The sequence below is a fragment of the Pseudomonas sp. FEMGT703P genome (assembly GCF_002786345.1).
GTDB lineage: Bacteria > Pseudomonadota > Gammaproteobacteria > Pseudomonadales > Pseudomonadaceae > Aquipseudomonas > Aquipseudomonas peli.
In genome coordinates this window covers 46,470-62,373 of sequence record NZ_PGCM01000008.1, presented here as the reverse complement: position 1 = coordinate 62,373, position 15,904 = coordinate 46,470, and the positions used below count along the sequence as shown (strand labels likewise).

The 15,904-nt window shown below is 58.3% G+C and carries 16 protein-coding genes; all 16 read left to right on the top strand.

The window, feature by feature from the left end:
* The first annotated feature begins 9 nt into the window (after positions 1-9).
* Positions 10-1,377, top strand: coding sequence for a tRNA uridine-5-carboxymethylaminomethyl(34) synthesis GTPase MnmE (mnmE, locus tag CUR33_RS12400; protein WP_289239836.1), 1,368 nt, complete (start codon positions 10-12; stop codon positions 1,375-1,377).
* A 626-nt stretch (positions 1,378-2,003) separates the two neighbouring features.
* Complete coding sequence (mnmG, locus tag CUR33_RS12395) at positions 2,004-3,896, top strand: tRNA uridine-5-carboxymethylaminomethyl(34) synthesis enzyme MnmG (RefSeq protein WP_170050576.1); 1,893 nt, start codon at positions 2,004-2,006, stop codon at positions 3,894-3,896.
* Positions 3,896-4,543, top strand: coding sequence for a 16S rRNA (guanine(527)-N(7))-methyltransferase RsmG (gene rsmG, locus CUR33_RS12390; RefSeq protein ID WP_289239835.1), 648 nt, complete (start codon positions 3,896-3,898; stop codon positions 4,541-4,543). The genes mnmG and rsmG overlap by 1 nt, the downstream gene beginning before the upstream one ends.
* A 12-nt stretch (positions 4,544-4,555) precedes the next feature.
* Complete coding sequence (locus CUR33_RS12385) at positions 4,556-5,344, top strand: ParA family protein (protein WP_090254191.1); 789 nt, start codon at positions 4,556-4,558, stop codon at positions 5,342-5,344.
* Between the two features lie 10 nt (positions 5,345-5,354).
* On the top strand, positions 5,355-6,227 hold the full coding sequence (locus CUR33_RS12380; protein ID WP_289239834.1) for a ParB/RepB/Spo0J family partition protein: 873 nt from the start codon (positions 5,355-5,357) through the stop codon (positions 6,225-6,227).
* A gap of 157 nt (positions 6,228-6,384) precedes the next feature.
* The gene (locus tag CUR33_RS12375) at positions 6,385-6,792 is read left to right on the top strand and encodes a F0F1 ATP synthase subunit I (protein WP_160086322.1); all 408 of its coding nucleotides are present in this window, start codon (positions 6,385-6,387) and stop codon (positions 6,790-6,792) included.
* A 14-nt stretch (positions 6,793-6,806) separates the two neighbouring features.
* Positions 6,807-7,676, top strand: a complete 870-nt coding sequence (gene atpB / locus CUR33_RS12370; protein ID WP_160086320.1) for a F0F1 ATP synthase subunit A — start codon at positions 6,807-6,809, stop codon at positions 7,674-7,676.
* A 116-nt stretch (positions 7,677-7,792) separates the two neighbouring features.
* Entirely contained in the window at positions 7,793-8,050 is a 258-nt protein-coding gene (gene atpE, locus CUR33_RS12365; protein ID WP_003097235.1) for a F0F1 ATP synthase subunit C, read from the top strand.
* A gap of 55 nt (positions 8,051-8,105) precedes the next feature.
* On the top strand, positions 8,106-8,576 hold the full coding sequence (locus CUR33_RS12360) for a F0F1 ATP synthase subunit B (RefSeq protein WP_090254183.1): 471 nt from the start codon (positions 8,106-8,108) through the stop codon (positions 8,574-8,576).
* A gap of 15 nt (positions 8,577-8,591) precedes the next feature.
* A complete protein-coding gene (locus CUR33_RS12355) occupies positions 8,592-9,128 on the top strand; it encodes a F0F1 ATP synthase subunit delta (RefSeq protein ID WP_170050574.1) in 537 nt (178 codons plus the stop codon).
* Between the two features lie 21 nt (positions 9,129-9,149).
* A complete protein-coding gene (gene atpA, locus CUR33_RS12350; protein ID WP_090254179.1) occupies positions 9,150-10,694 on the top strand; it encodes a F0F1 ATP synthase subunit alpha in 1,545 nt (514 codons plus the stop codon).
* Between the two features lie 50 nt (positions 10,695-10,744).
* Entirely contained in the window at positions 10,745-11,605 is an 861-nt protein-coding gene (gene atpG / locus CUR33_RS12345; RefSeq protein WP_090254176.1) for a F0F1 ATP synthase subunit gamma, read from the top strand.
* 30 nt (positions 11,606-11,635) lie between these two features.
* Complete coding sequence (gene atpD, locus CUR33_RS12340; RefSeq protein WP_282874506.1) at positions 11,636-13,012, top strand: F0F1 ATP synthase subunit beta; 1,377 nt, start codon at positions 11,636-11,638, stop codon at positions 13,010-13,012.
* Positions 13,013-13,095: 83 nt separating this feature from the next.
* Positions 13,096-13,521, top strand: coding sequence for a F0F1 ATP synthase subunit epsilon (locus CUR33_RS12335; RefSeq protein WP_090254171.1), 426 nt, complete (start codon positions 13,096-13,098; stop codon positions 13,519-13,521).
* A 130-nt stretch (positions 13,522-13,651) separates the two neighbouring features.
* The gene (gene glmU / locus CUR33_RS12330) at positions 13,652-15,016 is read left to right on the top strand and encodes a bifunctional UDP-N-acetylglucosamine diphosphorylase/glucosamine-1-phosphate N-acetyltransferase GlmU (protein ID WP_289239833.1); all 1,365 of its coding nucleotides are present in this window, start codon (positions 13,652-13,654) and stop codon (positions 15,014-15,016) included.
* Between the two features lie 119 nt (positions 15,017-15,135).
* Entirely contained in the window at positions 15,136-15,903 is a 768-nt protein-coding gene (locus CUR33_RS12325; protein WP_160086316.1) for a DeoR/GlpR family DNA-binding transcription regulator, read from the top strand.
* Position 15,904 lies beyond the last annotated feature (1 nt).

The following is a 15,904-nucleotide window of genomic DNA, read 5'->3' as shown; positions in this document are numbered from 1 at the left end:
GAGAAGCGCATGCCACCCGTTGCTGAAACCATTGCCGCCGTCGCCACTGCCCAGGGCCGGGGTGGCGTTGGCATCGTGCGTGTTTCCGGGCCGCTGGCCGGCACATTGGCGCAGGCGATCTGCCAACGCGAGCTGCAACCACGCTACGCTCACTATGGGCCGTTCTTCGCCGACGCCAAGCAGGTGCTGGATGAAGGCCTAGCCCTGTACTTCCCCGGCCCCAACTCCTTTACCGGCGAAGACGTGCTGGAACTGCAAGGCCATGGCGGGCCAGTGGTGCTCGATCTGCTGCTGCGCCGCTGTGTACAACTCGGCGCACGCCTGGCGCGCCCTGGTGAATTCAGCGAGCGCGCCTTTCTCAATGACAAACTTGATCTGGCCCAGGCTGAGGCTATTGCCGACCTGATCGAAGCCAGCTCCGAGCAGGCCGCGCGCAATGCATTGCGCTCGCTGCAAGGCGAGTTCTCGCGTCGCGTGCATGGCCTGACCGAGCGGCTGATCAGCCTGCGCATTTACGTTGAAGCAGCCATCGACTTCCCCGAAGAGGAAATCGACTTTCTCGCCGATGGCCATGTACTCAGCCTGCTCGATGGCGTGCGCGCCGACCTTGCCGGTGTGCTGCGTGAGGCCGGCCAAGGGGCCCTGCTGCGCGATGGCATGACTGTAGTGATCGCCGGCCGCCCCAATGCCGGAAAATCCAGCCTGCTCAATGCCCTGGCCGGTCGCGAGGCAGCCATCGTTACCGAAATCGCCGGCACCACCCGCGACGTGCTGCGCGAACATATCCACATCGATGGCATGCCGCTGCACGTGGTCGACACCGCCGGTCTGCGTGACACCGAGGATCAGGTCGAACGCATCGGTGTCGAGCGCGCACTGAAAGCCATTGGTGAAGCCGATCGCATCCTGCTGGTGGTGGATGCCACGGCCCCTGAAGCCGGCGATCCCTTTGCCCTGTGGCCGGAGTTTCTCGACCAACGCCCTGATCCGTCCAAGGTCACCCTGATTCGCAACAAGGCCGACTTGTCCGGTGAGTCGGTGGTGCTGGAAGTCTGCAATGACGGCCACGTCACCATCAGCCTGTCGGCCAAATCCACCGAGGGCCTGGACCTGCTGAGGGAACACCTCAAGGCCTGTATGGGTTATGAACAGACTTCAGAGAGCAGCTTCAGTGCGCGCCGACGCCACCTGGAAGCGCTGCGTCAGGCCTCCACTCACCTTGAACACGGCCATGCTCAGCTGACCCTGGCCGGCGCTGGCGAACTGCTCGCCGAAGACCTGCGCATGGCTCAGCAGGCCCTGGGCGAAATCACCGGTGCGTTTAGTTCCGATGACCTGCTGGGGCGGATCTTTTCCAGCTTCTGTATCGGAAAATAGGCTGGTCGGCGTACGCCGTCTCACCTGCCAACGCATCGCCTAACCCGTCAGCTGCAGGATACTTCTGATGGGTTACGGCGCATCGAATCATGCCCCTCATCCGCAATACCCTCCCTGCGCCTAATCCCTCCTACGTCCTTAAATCCCAACTAATGTCGTTCGGGAAAGCCTTCGCCTGGGCGAAATATGCATGCTCAGCCACTTATTTATCCACCTAAGCCCTGTGGAAAAACTAGCCTAAGCCCTGCCTATAACCCGGTGATAAAACTGAGGATAACCGCCTCTGTGGATAACCATGCATTTCATCCACAGCTTGCGTACGGCAACTGAACAGGCAGATGGCAGGATCAGCACAGACTTTTTAAACGCTGTAAGCATTGAATCCATTGACCTGTAGCGATCTATCCACAGAAAAGCCGTTGCTAAGTAATAAACATATAAACAAGGCTTTATAAAAATTCTCTCTTTTATTCTTTATTAACCGACAAGGCCGAACAGCACCCAAGCAAACTGGCTATTTTTTGTGCAAAAGGCTTCTTTCACACCGGCTAAATCCCTATACTTGCCGCCTTTCCCGCTTTTCAACCCAAAAAGCCCCCCATTTCTCAACAGGCACGAGGTGCGTGGTGGATTTCCCTTCCCGTTTTCAGGTGATCGTCATCGGTGGCGGTCATGCCGGTACTGAAGCTGCGTTGGCAGCTGCACGCATGGGGGTAAAAACCCTGCTGCTGACCCATAACGTGGAAACACTCGGGCAGATGAGCTGCAACCCGGCCATTGGCGGGATCGGCAAGAGCCATCTGGTTAAGGAAATCGACGCCCTCGGCGGCGCCATGGCTGAAGCCACCGACAAAGGTGGTATCCAGTTCCGTGTACTGAACAGCCGCAAGGGCCCAGCGGTACGTGCCACTCGCGCCCAGGCTGATCGCGTGCTGTACAAAGCCGCGATTCGCGAAACATTGGAAAACCAGGCCAACCTGTGGATATTTCAGCAGGCAGCCGATGACCTGATCGTCGAAAACGACGAAGTCAAAGGCGTAGTCACCCAGATGGGCCTGCGTTTCCTCGCAGATTCGGTGGTGTTGACCACTGGCACCTTCCTCGGTGGACTTATCCACATCGGTCTGCAGAATTACTCCGGCGGCCGCGCGGGTGATCCACCCTCGATTGCCTTGGCGCAACGTCTGCGTGAATTGCCACTGCGTGTTGGTCGCCTGAAAACCGGTACGCCGCCACGCATCGACGGTCGGTCGGTGGATTTCTCGGTGATGACCGAGCAGCCGGGCGATACACCAACGCCGCTGATGTCCTTCCTCGGTCGTGCCGAGCAGCAACCGCGTCAAGTCAGCTGCTGGATCACCCACACCAACGCGCGTACCCACGAAATCATCGCGGCCAACCTTGATCGCTCGCCGATGTACTCCGGGGTGATCGAAGGCGTCGGCCCGCGTTACTGCCCGTCGATCGAAGACAAGATCCACCGCTTCGCCGACAAGGACAGCCATCAGGTATTTATCGAGCCAGAAGGCCTGAATACCCATGAGCTGTATCCGAATGGCATCTCCACCTCGTTGCCGTTCGATGTGCAATTGCAGATCGTGCGCAGCATCCGTGGCATGGAGAACGCGCATATCGTGCGTCCCGGTTACGCCATCGAGTACGACTACTTCGACCCGCGTGATCTCAAGTACAGCCTGGAAACCAAGGTGATTGCGGGGCTGTTCTTCGCCGGGCAGATCAACGGCACCACCGGTTACGAAGAAGCCGGTGCGCAAGGTTTGCTCGCAGGTTGCAACGCCGCATTGCGCGCTCAGGGCAAGGACAGCTGGTGCCCGCGTCGCGATGAGGCCTATATCGGCGTACTGGTCGACGACCTGATCACCCTGGGTACCCAGGAGCCGTACCGCATGTTCACTTCGCGCGCCGAATACCGGCTGATCCTGCGTGAAGACAACGCGGACCTGCGTCTGACCGAGAAAGGCCGTGAGCTGGGCCTGGTCGATGACGTGCGCTGGGCTGCGTTCGAAACCAAGCGTGAAGCCATCGTGCAGGAAGAACAGCGCCTGAAAAGCACCTGGGTACGCCCTGGTACGCCCCAGGGCGATGCGATTGCCGCGCACTTCGGTACACCGTTGACCCACGAATACAACCTGCTCAACCTGCTGGCCCGCCCGGAAATCGATTACGCCGGGCTGGTAACCATCACCGGTGGTGGTGCGCAGGACCCGCAAGTGGCCGAGCAGGTCGAGATCAAGACCAAGTACGCCGGTTATATCGACCGCCAGCAGGATGAAATCGCCCGCCTGCGCGCCAGTGAAGACACCAAGCTGCCGCTCGATATCGACTACGCAGGCATTTCCGGGTTGTCCAAGGAAATCCAACATAAGCTCGGCAACAGCCGTCCGGAAACCCTTGGCCAGGCCTCGCGGATTCCCGGCGTTACCCCGGCAGCGATTTCCCTGCTGCTGATCCATTTGAAAAAGCGCACTGCCGGTCAGCAGTTGGAGCACAGCGCCTGATGTCGTTGGTCACTGCACGTCACGCCGAAGAACTGAGCCAAGGCACTCTGGAGTTGGGTGTTGAACTCAGCGCGCAGCAGCACGAACAGTTGCTGGCTTACCTGGCCCTGCTGATCAAGTGGAACAAGGCCTACAACCTCACCGCAGTACGCGACCCGAATGAAATGGTTTCGCGCCATCTGCTCGACAGCCTCTCGGTGGTGCCTTTCGTCACCGAGGCTGGGGATAACTGGCTGGACGTCGGCAGTGGCGGCGGCATGCCGGGCATTCCGCTGGCCATCTTGTTTCCCGAGCGGCAGTTCACCCTGCTCGATTCCAATGGCAAAAAGACCCGTTTCCTGACTCAGGTAAAGCTGGAGTTGAAACTGGCCAACCTGCAAGTTATCCACAGCCGCGTCGAAGAGTTCACCCCGGCAGTGCCGTTCAGCGGTATCTGCTCCAGGGCATTCAGTTCGCTGGAAGATTTCAGCAACTGGACCCGGCACCTAGGAAGCGGCGATACGCGGTGGCTGGCGATGAAAGGCGTGCACCCGGATGACGAGCTGCAGGCCCTGCCAGCGGACTTTCGTCTCACCGCTACCCATGTACTCAAGGTTCCCGGTTGCCAAGGTCAGCGCCATCTGTTGATACTGCGTCGCTCGGTTTAGGGGGAATGCAGCATGGCTAAGGTATTCGCAATCGCTAACCAGAAAGGCGGCGTGGGCAAAACCACCACCTGCATCAATCTAGCTGCCTCGCTGGTGGCGACCAAGCGCCGCGTGCTGTTGATCGACCTCGACCCACAGGGCAACGCGACCATGGGCAGCGGTGTGGATAAACACGGCCTGGAGCATTCGATCTACGACGTGCTGATAGGTGAATGCAACCTGGTCGATGCCATGCAGTTCTCCGAGCACGGCGGCTACCAGTTGCTGCCGGCAAACCGGGACCTGACCGCTGCCGAAGTTTCGCTGCTGGAAATGAAAATGAAGGAAAGCCGCCTGCGTTATGCGTTGGCGCCTATCCGCGAGAATTACGATTACATTCTCATCGACTGCCCACCGGCGCTGTCGATGTTGACGATCAACGCCCTGGTGGCCGCTGATGGGGTGATCATCCCCATGCAATGCGAGTACTACGCGCTGGAAGGCTTGAGCGACCTGGTCAACAGCATTCAGCGCATCGCCGAGATCCTCAATCCCAAGCTGAAGATTGAAGGCCTGCTGCGCACCATGTACGACCCGCGCATCAGCCTGACTAACGATGTGTCAGCGCAATTGAAGCAGCATTTCCCTGACCAGCTCTACGACGTGGTCATCCCGCGTAACGTGCGTCTGGCTGAAGCGCCAAGCTTTGGCATGCCAGCGCTGGTGTATGACAAGCAATCCCGTGGCGCCATCGCCTACCTGGCCCTGGCTGGCGAACTGGTGCGCCGCCAGCGCGCAAGTGCCCACACCGCAACTGCATAAGGAAATACCCATGGCTGTGAAAAAACGAGGACTCGGACGCGGTCTGGATGCGTTGCTGGGCGGTACCAGTGTCAGCGCTTTGCAGGAAGAGGCCGCGCAGGTCGACAGCCGTGAACTGCAATACGTACCCCTGGACCTGATCCAGCGCGGTAAATACCAGCCTCGCCGTGACATGGACGCCACCGCTCTGGAAGAACTGGCGCATTCGATCAAGGCCCACGGCGTGATGCAGCCGATTGTGGTGCGGCCGATTGGCGAAGGACGTTTCGAGATCGTCGCCGGTGAACGCCGCTGGCGAGCCAGTCAGCAAGCCGGCTTGGACAAGATCCCGGCTATGGTTCGCGAATTGCCGGACGAAGCGGCCATTGCCATGGCCCTGATTGAGAACATCCAGCGCGAAGACCTGAACCCCATCGAAGAAGCCATGGCGTTGCAGCGTCTGCAGCAAGAGTTCCAGCTAACCCAACAGCAGGTAGCCGATGCTGTGGGTAAGTCGCGGGTGACCATTAGCAACCTGCTGCGCTTGATTGCCTTGCCGGAAGAGATCAAGACGCTGCTGTCCCACGGTGATTTGGAAATGGGCCATGCCCGTGCGTTGCTCGGCCTACCCGCTGAACAGCAGACTGAAGGTGCGCGACATGTTGTCGCACGCGGCCTCACTGTGCGCCAAACCGAAGCACTGGTGCGCCAGTGGTTGAACAGCAAAGAGAAGCCAGCAGCAGTGGCTAAAGTTGATCCGGACATCACCCGTCTGGAACAGCGCCTGGCTGAGCGCCTGGGCTCGCCGGTGCAGATCAAGCACGGGCAGAAAGGCAAAGGGCAGCTGGTGATCAGCTACAGCTCGCTGGACGAACTGCAGGGCGTACTCGCCCACATTCGCTGAAACAATTGAGCGTGTAGCGACTAGTCGGAAATCACTACCCGACAGTTGAATGGGGGGGGAAGCACCCCTATACTCTGCGCGCATTTCGTCGGCACAAAGTATGCCAAGTTATTGATTTCAGGTGCCGACGCCCGAGTTCAGCTTTCAGGAAAACAAGATGGACGTTCGCACGCCGAATCGCCTGCCCTTCCATCGTTTAGCTGTTTTCCCGGTACTGCTGGTGCAACTGCTGGTACTGCTGTTGCTGGCCCTGGTGTTGTGGCAGTGGCAAGGCTCAGTAGCAGGCTACTCCGGGTTGTGTGGTGGCCTGATTGCTTGGCTGCCGAATCTGTACTTTGCCCACAAGGCGTTCCGTTTTAGTGGAGCGCGGGCTGCTCAAGCCATCGTCCGGTCTTTTTATGCCGGTGAGGCGGGCAAACTGGTTTTAACGGCAGTGCTGTTTGCACTGACCTTTGCAGGTGTGAAACCTCTGGAACCGCTGGCAGTATTTGGCGTGTTCGTCCTGACCCAGTTGGTCAATTGGTTTTCGCCCCTGCTGATGAAAACAAGACTTTTAAGACCTTAGCGCTCGAGGGATATATGGCAGCAGCAGAAACCGCTTCGGGTTATATCCAGCACCACTTGACCAACCTGACCTACGGTCAGCACCCGGTCAACGGCTGGAGTTTCGCCCACAACGCAAAAGAAGCTCAGGAAATGGGCTTCTGGGCATTTCACGTCGACACCCTGGCGGTGTCTGTCGTGTTGGGCCTGTTCTTCATCCTGCTGTTCCGTGCCGCAGCTAAACGCGCCACTTCCGGGCAACCAGGCAAGCTGCAGAACTTCGTTGAAGTCCTGGTCGAGTTCGTTGACGGCAGCGTCAAAGACACCTTCCATGGCCGCAACGCGCTGATCGCACCGCTGGGCCTGACCATCTTCGTCTGGGTCTTCCTGATGAACTTCATGGACCTGATCCCGGTAGATTGGTTGCCTATGCTGGCAGCAAAAATTTCCGGCGACCCGCACCTGTACTTCCGCGTCGTGCCGACCACTGATCCAAACGCTACCCTGGGCCTGGCCCTGTCGGTATTTGCTCTGATTCTGTACTACAGCATCAAGGTCAAAGGTATTGGTGGTTTCATCGGCGAGCTGACCCTGCACCCGTTCGGTAGCAAGAACGTTTTCGTTCAAGCCCTGCTGATTCCGGTCAACTTCCTGCTTGAATTCGTGACCCTGATCGCTAAGCCGATTTCCCTGGCACTGCGTCTGTTCGGCAACCTGTATGCCGGCGAGTTGATCTTTATCCTCATCGCAATCATGTTTGGCGGCGGTTTGCTGCTGGGCGCGCTGGGTATTGCCCTGCAGTGGGCGTGGGCTGTGTTCCACATCCTGATCATTGTGCTGCAGGCGTTCATCTTCATGATGCTGACCATCGTCTACCTGTCGATGGCGCACGAAGACAACCACTAAGAGCGCTTAGGCGCTCGCAGTGGACGCCCGCAAGGGCAACCAGAAGTACCGATTTTGCTTTACCGCTTTACCTTAGAAAACCTTAACCAATACGACATAAAAAGTCGGGAGGAAAGATGGAAACTGTAGTTGGTCTGACCGCTATCGCTGTAGCACTGCTGATTGGCCTGGGTGCCCTGGGTACCGCCATTGGTTTCGGCCTGCTGGGCGGCAAGTTCCTGGAAGGCGCTGCGCGTCAGCCAGAAATGGTTCCGATGCTGCAAGTGAAAATGTTCATCGTCGCCGGTCTGCTCGACGCCGTGACCATGATCGGTGTTGGTATCGCACTGTTCTTCACCTTCGCGAACCCTTTCGTTGGTCAAATCGCAGGCTAATTCACTCGTTTTGAGTGAATTGGTTTGATGGACAACGAACGAGCGAGGTGTTGGCGTGAACATTAATGCAACCCTGATTGGCCAGTCCGTTGCCTTCTTCATCTTCGTGCTGTTCTGCATGAAGTACGTGTGGCCTCCGGTCATTACGGCTTTGCAAGAACGTCAGAAGAAGATCGCAGACGGCCTGGACGCTGCTAGCCGTGCGGCTCGTGACCTGGAGTTGGCCCAAGAGAAAGTGGGTCAGCAACTGCGCGAAGCCAAAGGCCAAGCAGCCGAGATCATTGAGCAAGCCAAGAAACGCGGTACCCAGATCGTCGACGAAGCCCGTGAACAGGCCCGCGTCGAAGCTGACCGTGTGAAGGCCCAGGCTCTGGCCGAGATCGAGCAGGAACTGAATGGTGTCAAAGACGCGCTGCGTGCCCAACTGGGTAGCCTGGCCGTTAGCGGTGCCGAGAAGATCCTGGGCGCATCTATCGACCAAAACGCGCATGCGGAGCTGGTTTCCAAACTGGCAGCCGAAATTTAAGCGAGGGGCGCGATCATGGCAGAACTGACCACGCTGGCCCGACCTTACGCTAAGGCTGCTTTTGAGCACGCCCAGGCCCACCAGCAGCTGGCCAATTGGTCAGTCATGCTCGGCCTGGCTGCAGCGGTGTCGCAAGACGACACCATGCAACGCGTGCTTAAGACTCCGCGTTTGACGAGTACAGACAAGGCCACCACGTTTATTGACGTGTGTGGTGACAAGTTCGACGCCCAGGTACGCAATTTCATTCACATCGTCGCTGAAAACGATCGTCTGGCCCTGTTGCCACAGATCGTTGAACTGTTCGAGCTGTACAAAGCCGAGCAGGAAAAGTCGATCGACGTGGACGTTACCAGTGCCTTCGCATTGAGCGATGAACAGCAAGACAAACTCGCCAAGGTTCTCAGTGCACGGCTCGGCCGAGAAGTGCGTCTGCACGCCGCGGAGGATGCCACCCTTATCGGTGGTGTCGTGATCCGCGCCGGCGACCTGGTTATCGATGGCTCAGTTCGCGGCAAAATCGCGAAGCTGGCCGAAGCATTGAAATCTTGAGTTTGAAGGGGCAGCAGAGCTATGCAGCAACTCAATCCTTCCGAAATAAGTGAAATCATCAAGGGGCGTATCGAGAATCTCGATGTCGCCTCTCAAGCCCGTAACGAAGGCACTGTCGTCAGCGTATCTGACGGTATCGTGCGTATTCACGGTCTCGCCGACGTAATGTACGGCGAAATGATCGAGTTCCCGGGCGGCGTCTACGGTATGGCACTGAACCTGGAGCAAGACTCCGTTGGTGCTGTTGTGCTGGGTGCTTACACCAGCCTTGCCGAAGGCATGAGCGCCAAGTGTACCGGCCGTATCCTCGAAGTTCCGGTTGGTCCGGAACTGCTGGGTCGCGTTGTCGACGCACTGGGTAACCCAATTGACGGCAAAGGCCCGCTGAACAACGTCGCTACCGACGCTGTTGAAAAGGTTGCGCCGGGCGTGATCTGGCGTAAGTCGGTCGACCAGCCGGTGCAAACCGGTTACAAGTCGGTCGATGCCATGATCCCGGTTGGCCGTGGCCAGCGTGAGCTGATCATCGGTGACCGTCAGATCGGTAAAACCGCTCTGGCTATCGACGCCATCATCAACCAGAAGAACAGCGGCATTAAGTGCGTCTACGTAGCCATTGGTCAGAAGCAATCGACCATCGCCAACGTGGTACGCAAGCTGGAAGAAAACGGCGCGCTGGCTAACACCATCGTTGTCGCGGCTTCCGCTTCCGAATCCGCTGCTCTGCAGTTCATTGCACCGTACGCCGGTTGCACCATGGGCGAATACTTCCGCGACCGCGGTGAAGACGCGCTGATCGTTTATGACGATCTGTCCAAGCAAGCAGTGGCTTACCGCCAGATTTCCCTGCTGCTGCGCCGTCCGCCAGGCCGTGAAGCTTACCCAGGCGACGTGTTCTATCTCCACAGCCGTCTGCTGGAGCGCGCTTCCCGCGTTTCCGAAGAGTACGTTGAGAAGTTCACCAATGGCGCTGTGACTGGCAAAACCGGTTCCCTGACCGCTCTGCCGATCATCGAAACCCAGGCTGGCGACGTTTCCGCGTTCGTTCCGACCAACGTGATCTCGATCACCGACGGTCAGATCTTCCTGGAATCGGCCATGTTCAACTCGGGTATCCGTCCTGCGGTCAACGCCGGTATTTCGGTATCCCGCGTGGGTGGTGCTGCACAGACCAAGATCATCAAGAAGCTTTCCGGTGGTATCCGTACCGCTCTGGCTCAGTACCGTGAACTGGCAGCATTCGCCCAGTTCGCTTCTGACCTGGACGAAGCCACTCGTAAGCAACTTGAGCACGGTCAGCGCGTTACAGAGCTGATGAAGCAGAAGCAATATGCGCCAATGTCGATCGCTGACATGTCGCTGTCGCTGTATGCCGCCGAGCGTGGTTTCCTGGTCGATATCGAAGTCGCCAAGATTGGTGCATTCGAGCAGGCCCTGATTGCTTACTTCAACCGGGATCACGCCGCACTGCTGGCGAAGATCAACGAGAAGGGTGACTTTAATGACGAAATCGACGCTGGCCTGAAAGCCGGTATCGAGAAGTTCAAGGCCACCCAAACCTGGTAAGCCGCAGCGGGGGCCGTGAGGTCCCCGCTTGCTAACCCGATAGGTGTCAAATGGCAGGCGCAAAAGAGATTCGCAGCAAGATTGCGAGCATCAAAAGCACGCAGAAGATCACCAGCGCCATGGAAAAGGTGGCGGTCAGCAAAATGCGCAGAGCACAAATGCGCATGGCTGCTAGCCGTCCCTACGCGGAGCGTATCCGCCAGGTGATTGGTCATCTGGCCAACGCCAACCCGGAATACCGTCACCCGTTCATGATCGAGCGCGAAGTTAAGCGCGTTGGTTATATCGTGGTGAGCTCGGACCGTGGTCTGTGTGGTGGTCTGAACACCAACCTGTTCAAGGCTCTGGTCAAAGACATGGCGAGCAATCGCGAGCAAGGCGTGGAGATTGATCTCTGCGTAGTTGGCAGCAAAGGCGCGGCGTTCTTCCGCAACTTTGGTGGCAACATCGTTGCTGCGATCAGCCACCTGGGCGAAGAACCGTCGATCAATGATCTGATTGGTAGCGTCAAGGTAATGCTCGATGCCTACCTCGATGGTCGCATCGATCGTTTGTCCGTGGTCTCGAACAAGTTCATCAATACCATGACGCAAAAGCCGACAGTGGAGCAGTTGATTCCGCTGGTGGCCGATCCGGATAAAGAACTCAAGCACCACTGGGATTACCTGTACGAACCCGACGCCAAAGAGCTGCTCGACGGCTTGATGGTGCGTTACGTGGAGTCGCAGGTTTACCAGGCAGTGGTTGAGAACAACGCGGCTGAACAAGCGGCCCGGATGATCGCGATGAAGAACGCCACCGACAACGCTGGCGATATCATCAAAGACCTGCAGTTGGTTTACAACAAGGCACGTCAGGCAGCGATCACCCAGGAAATTTCGGAAATCGTCGGCGGCGCTGCCGCGGTTTAAGCACGGTTCAAATATTCAGAGGAACCAAAGATGAGTAGCGGACGTATCGTTCAAATCATCGGCGCCGTTATCGACGTGGAATTCCCGCGTGATCAAGTGCCGAGTGTTTATGAAGCGCTGAAAGTAGTCGGCGCCGAAACCACCCTGGAAGTTCAGCAGCAGCTGGGCGATGGCGTGGTACGTACCATTGCGATGGGTTCGACCGAAGGCCTCAAGCGTGGCCTGAACGTCGGCAGCACTGGCGCAGGTATCCAGGTACCGGTTGGGGTGAAAACCCTGGGCCGTATCATGGACGTGCTGGGCAACCCAATCGACGAAGCTGGCCCGATTGGCGAAGAAGAGCGTTGGGGCATTCACCGTGCCGCGCCTTCCTATGCCGAGCAAGCTGGCTCCAACGAGCTGCTGGAAACCGGCATCAAGGTTATCGACCTGGTTTGCCCGTTCGCCAAGGGCGGTAAAGTCGGTCTGTTCGGTGGTGCCGGTGTAGGCAAAACCGTAAACATGATGGAACTGATCCGTAACATCGCCATCGAGCACAGCGGTTATTCCGTGTTCGCCGGTGTGGGTGAGCGTACTCGTGAGGGTAACGACTTCTACCACGAGATGAAGGACTCCAACGTTCTCGACAAGGTAGCCCTGGTTTACGGTCAGATGAACGAGCCACCAGGTAACCGTCTGCGCGTAGCACTGACCGGTCTGACCATGGCCGAGAAGTTCCGTGACGAAGGCCGTGATGTTCTGTTCTTCGTGGACAACATTTATCGTTACACCCTGGCCGGTACTGAAGTATCTGCACTGCTCGGCCGTATGCCGTCGGCAGTGGGTTATCAGCCGACCCTGGCCGAAGAAATGGGCGTTCTGCAAGAGCGTATTACTTCGACCAAGACCGGTTCGATCACCTCGATCCAGGCTGTATACGTACCTGCGGACGACCTGACCGACCCAAGCCCGGCGACCACCTTCGCCCACTTGGACGCCACCGTTGTACTGTCCCGTGACATCGCTTCCCTGGGTATCTACCCAGCGGTCGATCCACTCGACTCGACGTCGCGCCAGCTGGATCCGATGGTTATCGGCCAGGAGCACTACGACACCGCTCGCGGCGTGCAGTACGTACTGCAGCGCTACAAAGAGCTGAAGGACATCATCGCGATTCTGGGTATGGACGAACTGTCCGAAGCAGACAAGCAGCTGGTATCCCGTGCTCGTAAGATCCAGCGCTTCCTGTCCCAGCCGTTCTTCGTGGCCGAAGTCTTCACCGGTTCGCCAGGCAAGTACGTTTCCCTGAAGGACACCATTGCCGGCTTCAGCGGCATTCTGAAAGGTGACTACGATCACCTGCCAGAGCAGGCGTTCTACATGGTTGGCAGCATCGAAGAAGCTGTTGAGAAAGCGAAGAAACTGTAATCACCCGTGCGCCCGGCAACGGGCGCTTACGGTCTGTTTATTCACGCAGTAGTGGTTAAACAGATCGATACGTGAGGTTAGACATGGCTATGACAGTCCATTGCGACATCGTCAGCGCAGAAGGCGAGATCTTCTCCGGTCTGGTCGAGATGGTGATTGCGCACGGTAACCTGGGTGATATCGGTATCGCTCCAGGCCACGCGCCGCTGATCACCGACCTCAAACCGGGTCCGATTCGTCTGGTCAAGCTGGGTGGCGAAACCGAGGTGTTCTACATCTCCGGTGGCTTCCTCGAAGTTCAGCCGAGTGTGGTGAAAGTTCTCGCCGATACCGTGCAGCGTGCTGCCGATATCGATGAAGCTGCTGCTCAGGAAGCCCTCCGGGCTGCCGAGAATGCCTTGAATGAGAAGGGCGCGGAGTTCGATTACGGTTCCGCAGCCGCTCACCTGGCTGAGGTCGCGGCTCAGCTGCGTACCGTTCAGCAGTTGCGCAAGAAGTTCGGCGGTTAATTCCGACGCTTCATCGCAAACGAGTAAAAGGGTAGCCTTGGCTACCCTTTTTCTTTGCCTGCTGTTTTTACCTTTTCAGTTGGCCGGGCTAGGGATTTAGCCCGCCTTCGTCTGCCTGGAATCCGCTCTTATGTCGCTCGATATCGTTATCCTCGCCGCCGGCCAAGGCACCCGCATGCGTTCCGCCTTGCCGAAAGTGCTGCACCCGGTTGCTGGCAAAGCCATGCTTGGCCATGTGATCGACACCGCCCGCCTGCTGAAACCGCAAGGCATTCATGTGGTGATCGGCCATGGCGCAGAACTGGTGCGCGAGCGACTGGCGGCGGATGACCTAAATTTCGTGTTGCAGAGCGAACAACTGGGCACCGGTCATGCCGTAGCTCAAGCGCTGCCGGCGTTGAGCGCGGAGCGCGTGCTGATTCTCTATGGCGATGTACCGCTGATCGAAGTGGAAACCCTGCAGCGTCTGTTACAGCAGGTCAGCGAACAGCAACTCGGCTTGCTCACGGTCAATCTGAACGACCCAACGGGCTACGGTCGCATCGTGCGCGATGAGCAGGGTGTGGTGAAGGCCATCGTCGAGCACAAGGACGCCAGCGCCGAGCAGCGCCTGATCCGTGAAGGCAACACCGGCATTCTCGCCGTCCCGGGGAAAAAACTGGGCGACTGGCTCGGTCGTCTGTCCAACAGCAACGCCCAGGGTGAGTACTACCTGACTGACGTAATCGCCATGGCCGTAACCGATGGCCTGGTGGTCGCCACCGAACAGGCGGCTGATGAGATGGAAGTGTTGGGAGCCAACGATCGCATCCAGCTTTCGCAGCTGGAGCGCCACTATCAGTACCGCGCCGCGCGCCGCTTGATGGTGCAGGGCGTGACCCTGATCGACCCGGCGCGTTTCGACCTGCGCGGTGAAGCCACGGTAGGTCGTGATGTGTCGATCGATATCAACGTAATCCTCGAAGGCCAGGTGGTGATCGAAGATGGCGTGCAGATCGGGCCGAACTGCGTGATCAAAAACTCGATCCTGCGTAAAGGTGCCATCGTCAAAGCCAATAGCCATCTGGAAGGTGCCGAAGTGGGTGAGGGCGCCGATTGCGGTCCGTTCGCTCGCCTGCGTCCAGGTTCGGAGCTGGGCGCCAAAGCCCATGTGGGTAACTTCGTCGAGCTGAAGAACGCCAAGCTGGGCGAGGGCGCCAAGGCTGGGCATTTGAGCTACTTGGGCGACGCCGAAATCGGTGCGCGGACCAATATCGGCGCCGGCACCATCACCTGCAATTACGACGGCGCCAACAAGTTCAAGACCGTAATGGGTGAGGACGTGTTTATCGGCTCCAACAGCGCCCTGGTCGCCCCGGTGACGCTGGGTAATCGCGCCACCACCGGTGCCGGGTCGGTGATTACTGGTGATGTGCCGGATAACACCCTGGCCGTTGGGCGCGCGAAGCAGCGCAATATCGAAGGCTGGAAGCGCCCGGTAAAAATCACCAAGTAGGCTGCTGTGTGAGCAGCAATACAAAAGGTGGCTCTGCCGCCTTTTGTCGTTTTCAGGCTTGACGAAAAAGCTTCATTAGGTTTTGATTCGCGCCAATATCTTTCGAATCGAAACTTGTCATGTCGAAACGCAACACTCCGCAGCGACGCCACACCATTCTTGCCCTGCTCGCCGAGCAAGGCGAGGTGAGCGTGGACGAGTTGTCGAAGGCGTTCGCCACCTCGGAAGTGACCATTCGCAAAGACCTCGCCGCCCTCGAAAAGAGTGGCCTGCTGTTGCGCCGCTACGGCGGTGCAGTGCCGATGCCGCAGGAGCTGATCAGCGATATCCAGCCGATATCTCAGTACAAGCAGGCCATCGCTCGCGCCGGGGTGGCGCGCATCCGCGAACATGCGCGGATCATTATCGACAGCGGCACCACCACGGCGGCGATGATCCCGCAACTGGGGCACAAGCCTGGCCTGGTGGTGATGACCAACTCGCTCAACGTTGCCCGCGCCATCAGCGAGCTGGAGCATGAGCCAGTGCTGCTGATGACCGGCGGCACCTGGGATCCGCATTCCGAGTCGTTCCAGGGCCAGGTCGCCGAGCAGGTGCTGCGCTCTTACGACTTCGACCAACTGTTTATTGGCGCCGATGGCATCGACCTGAACCGTGGCACCACCACCTTCAATGAATTGCTTGGGCTTAGCCGGGTGATGGCGGATGTGGCGCGTGAAGTGGTGGTGATGGTCGAGAGCGACAAGATCGGCCGCAAGATTCCCAACCTGGAGCTGCCCTGGAGCGGTATCCATACCCTGATAACCGACGAACGCCTCAGCCCTGAGGCGCGTGAACAATTGACCGAGCGCGGCATCAAGCTGATCTGCGCGGCTGTTGAAGCTTAAG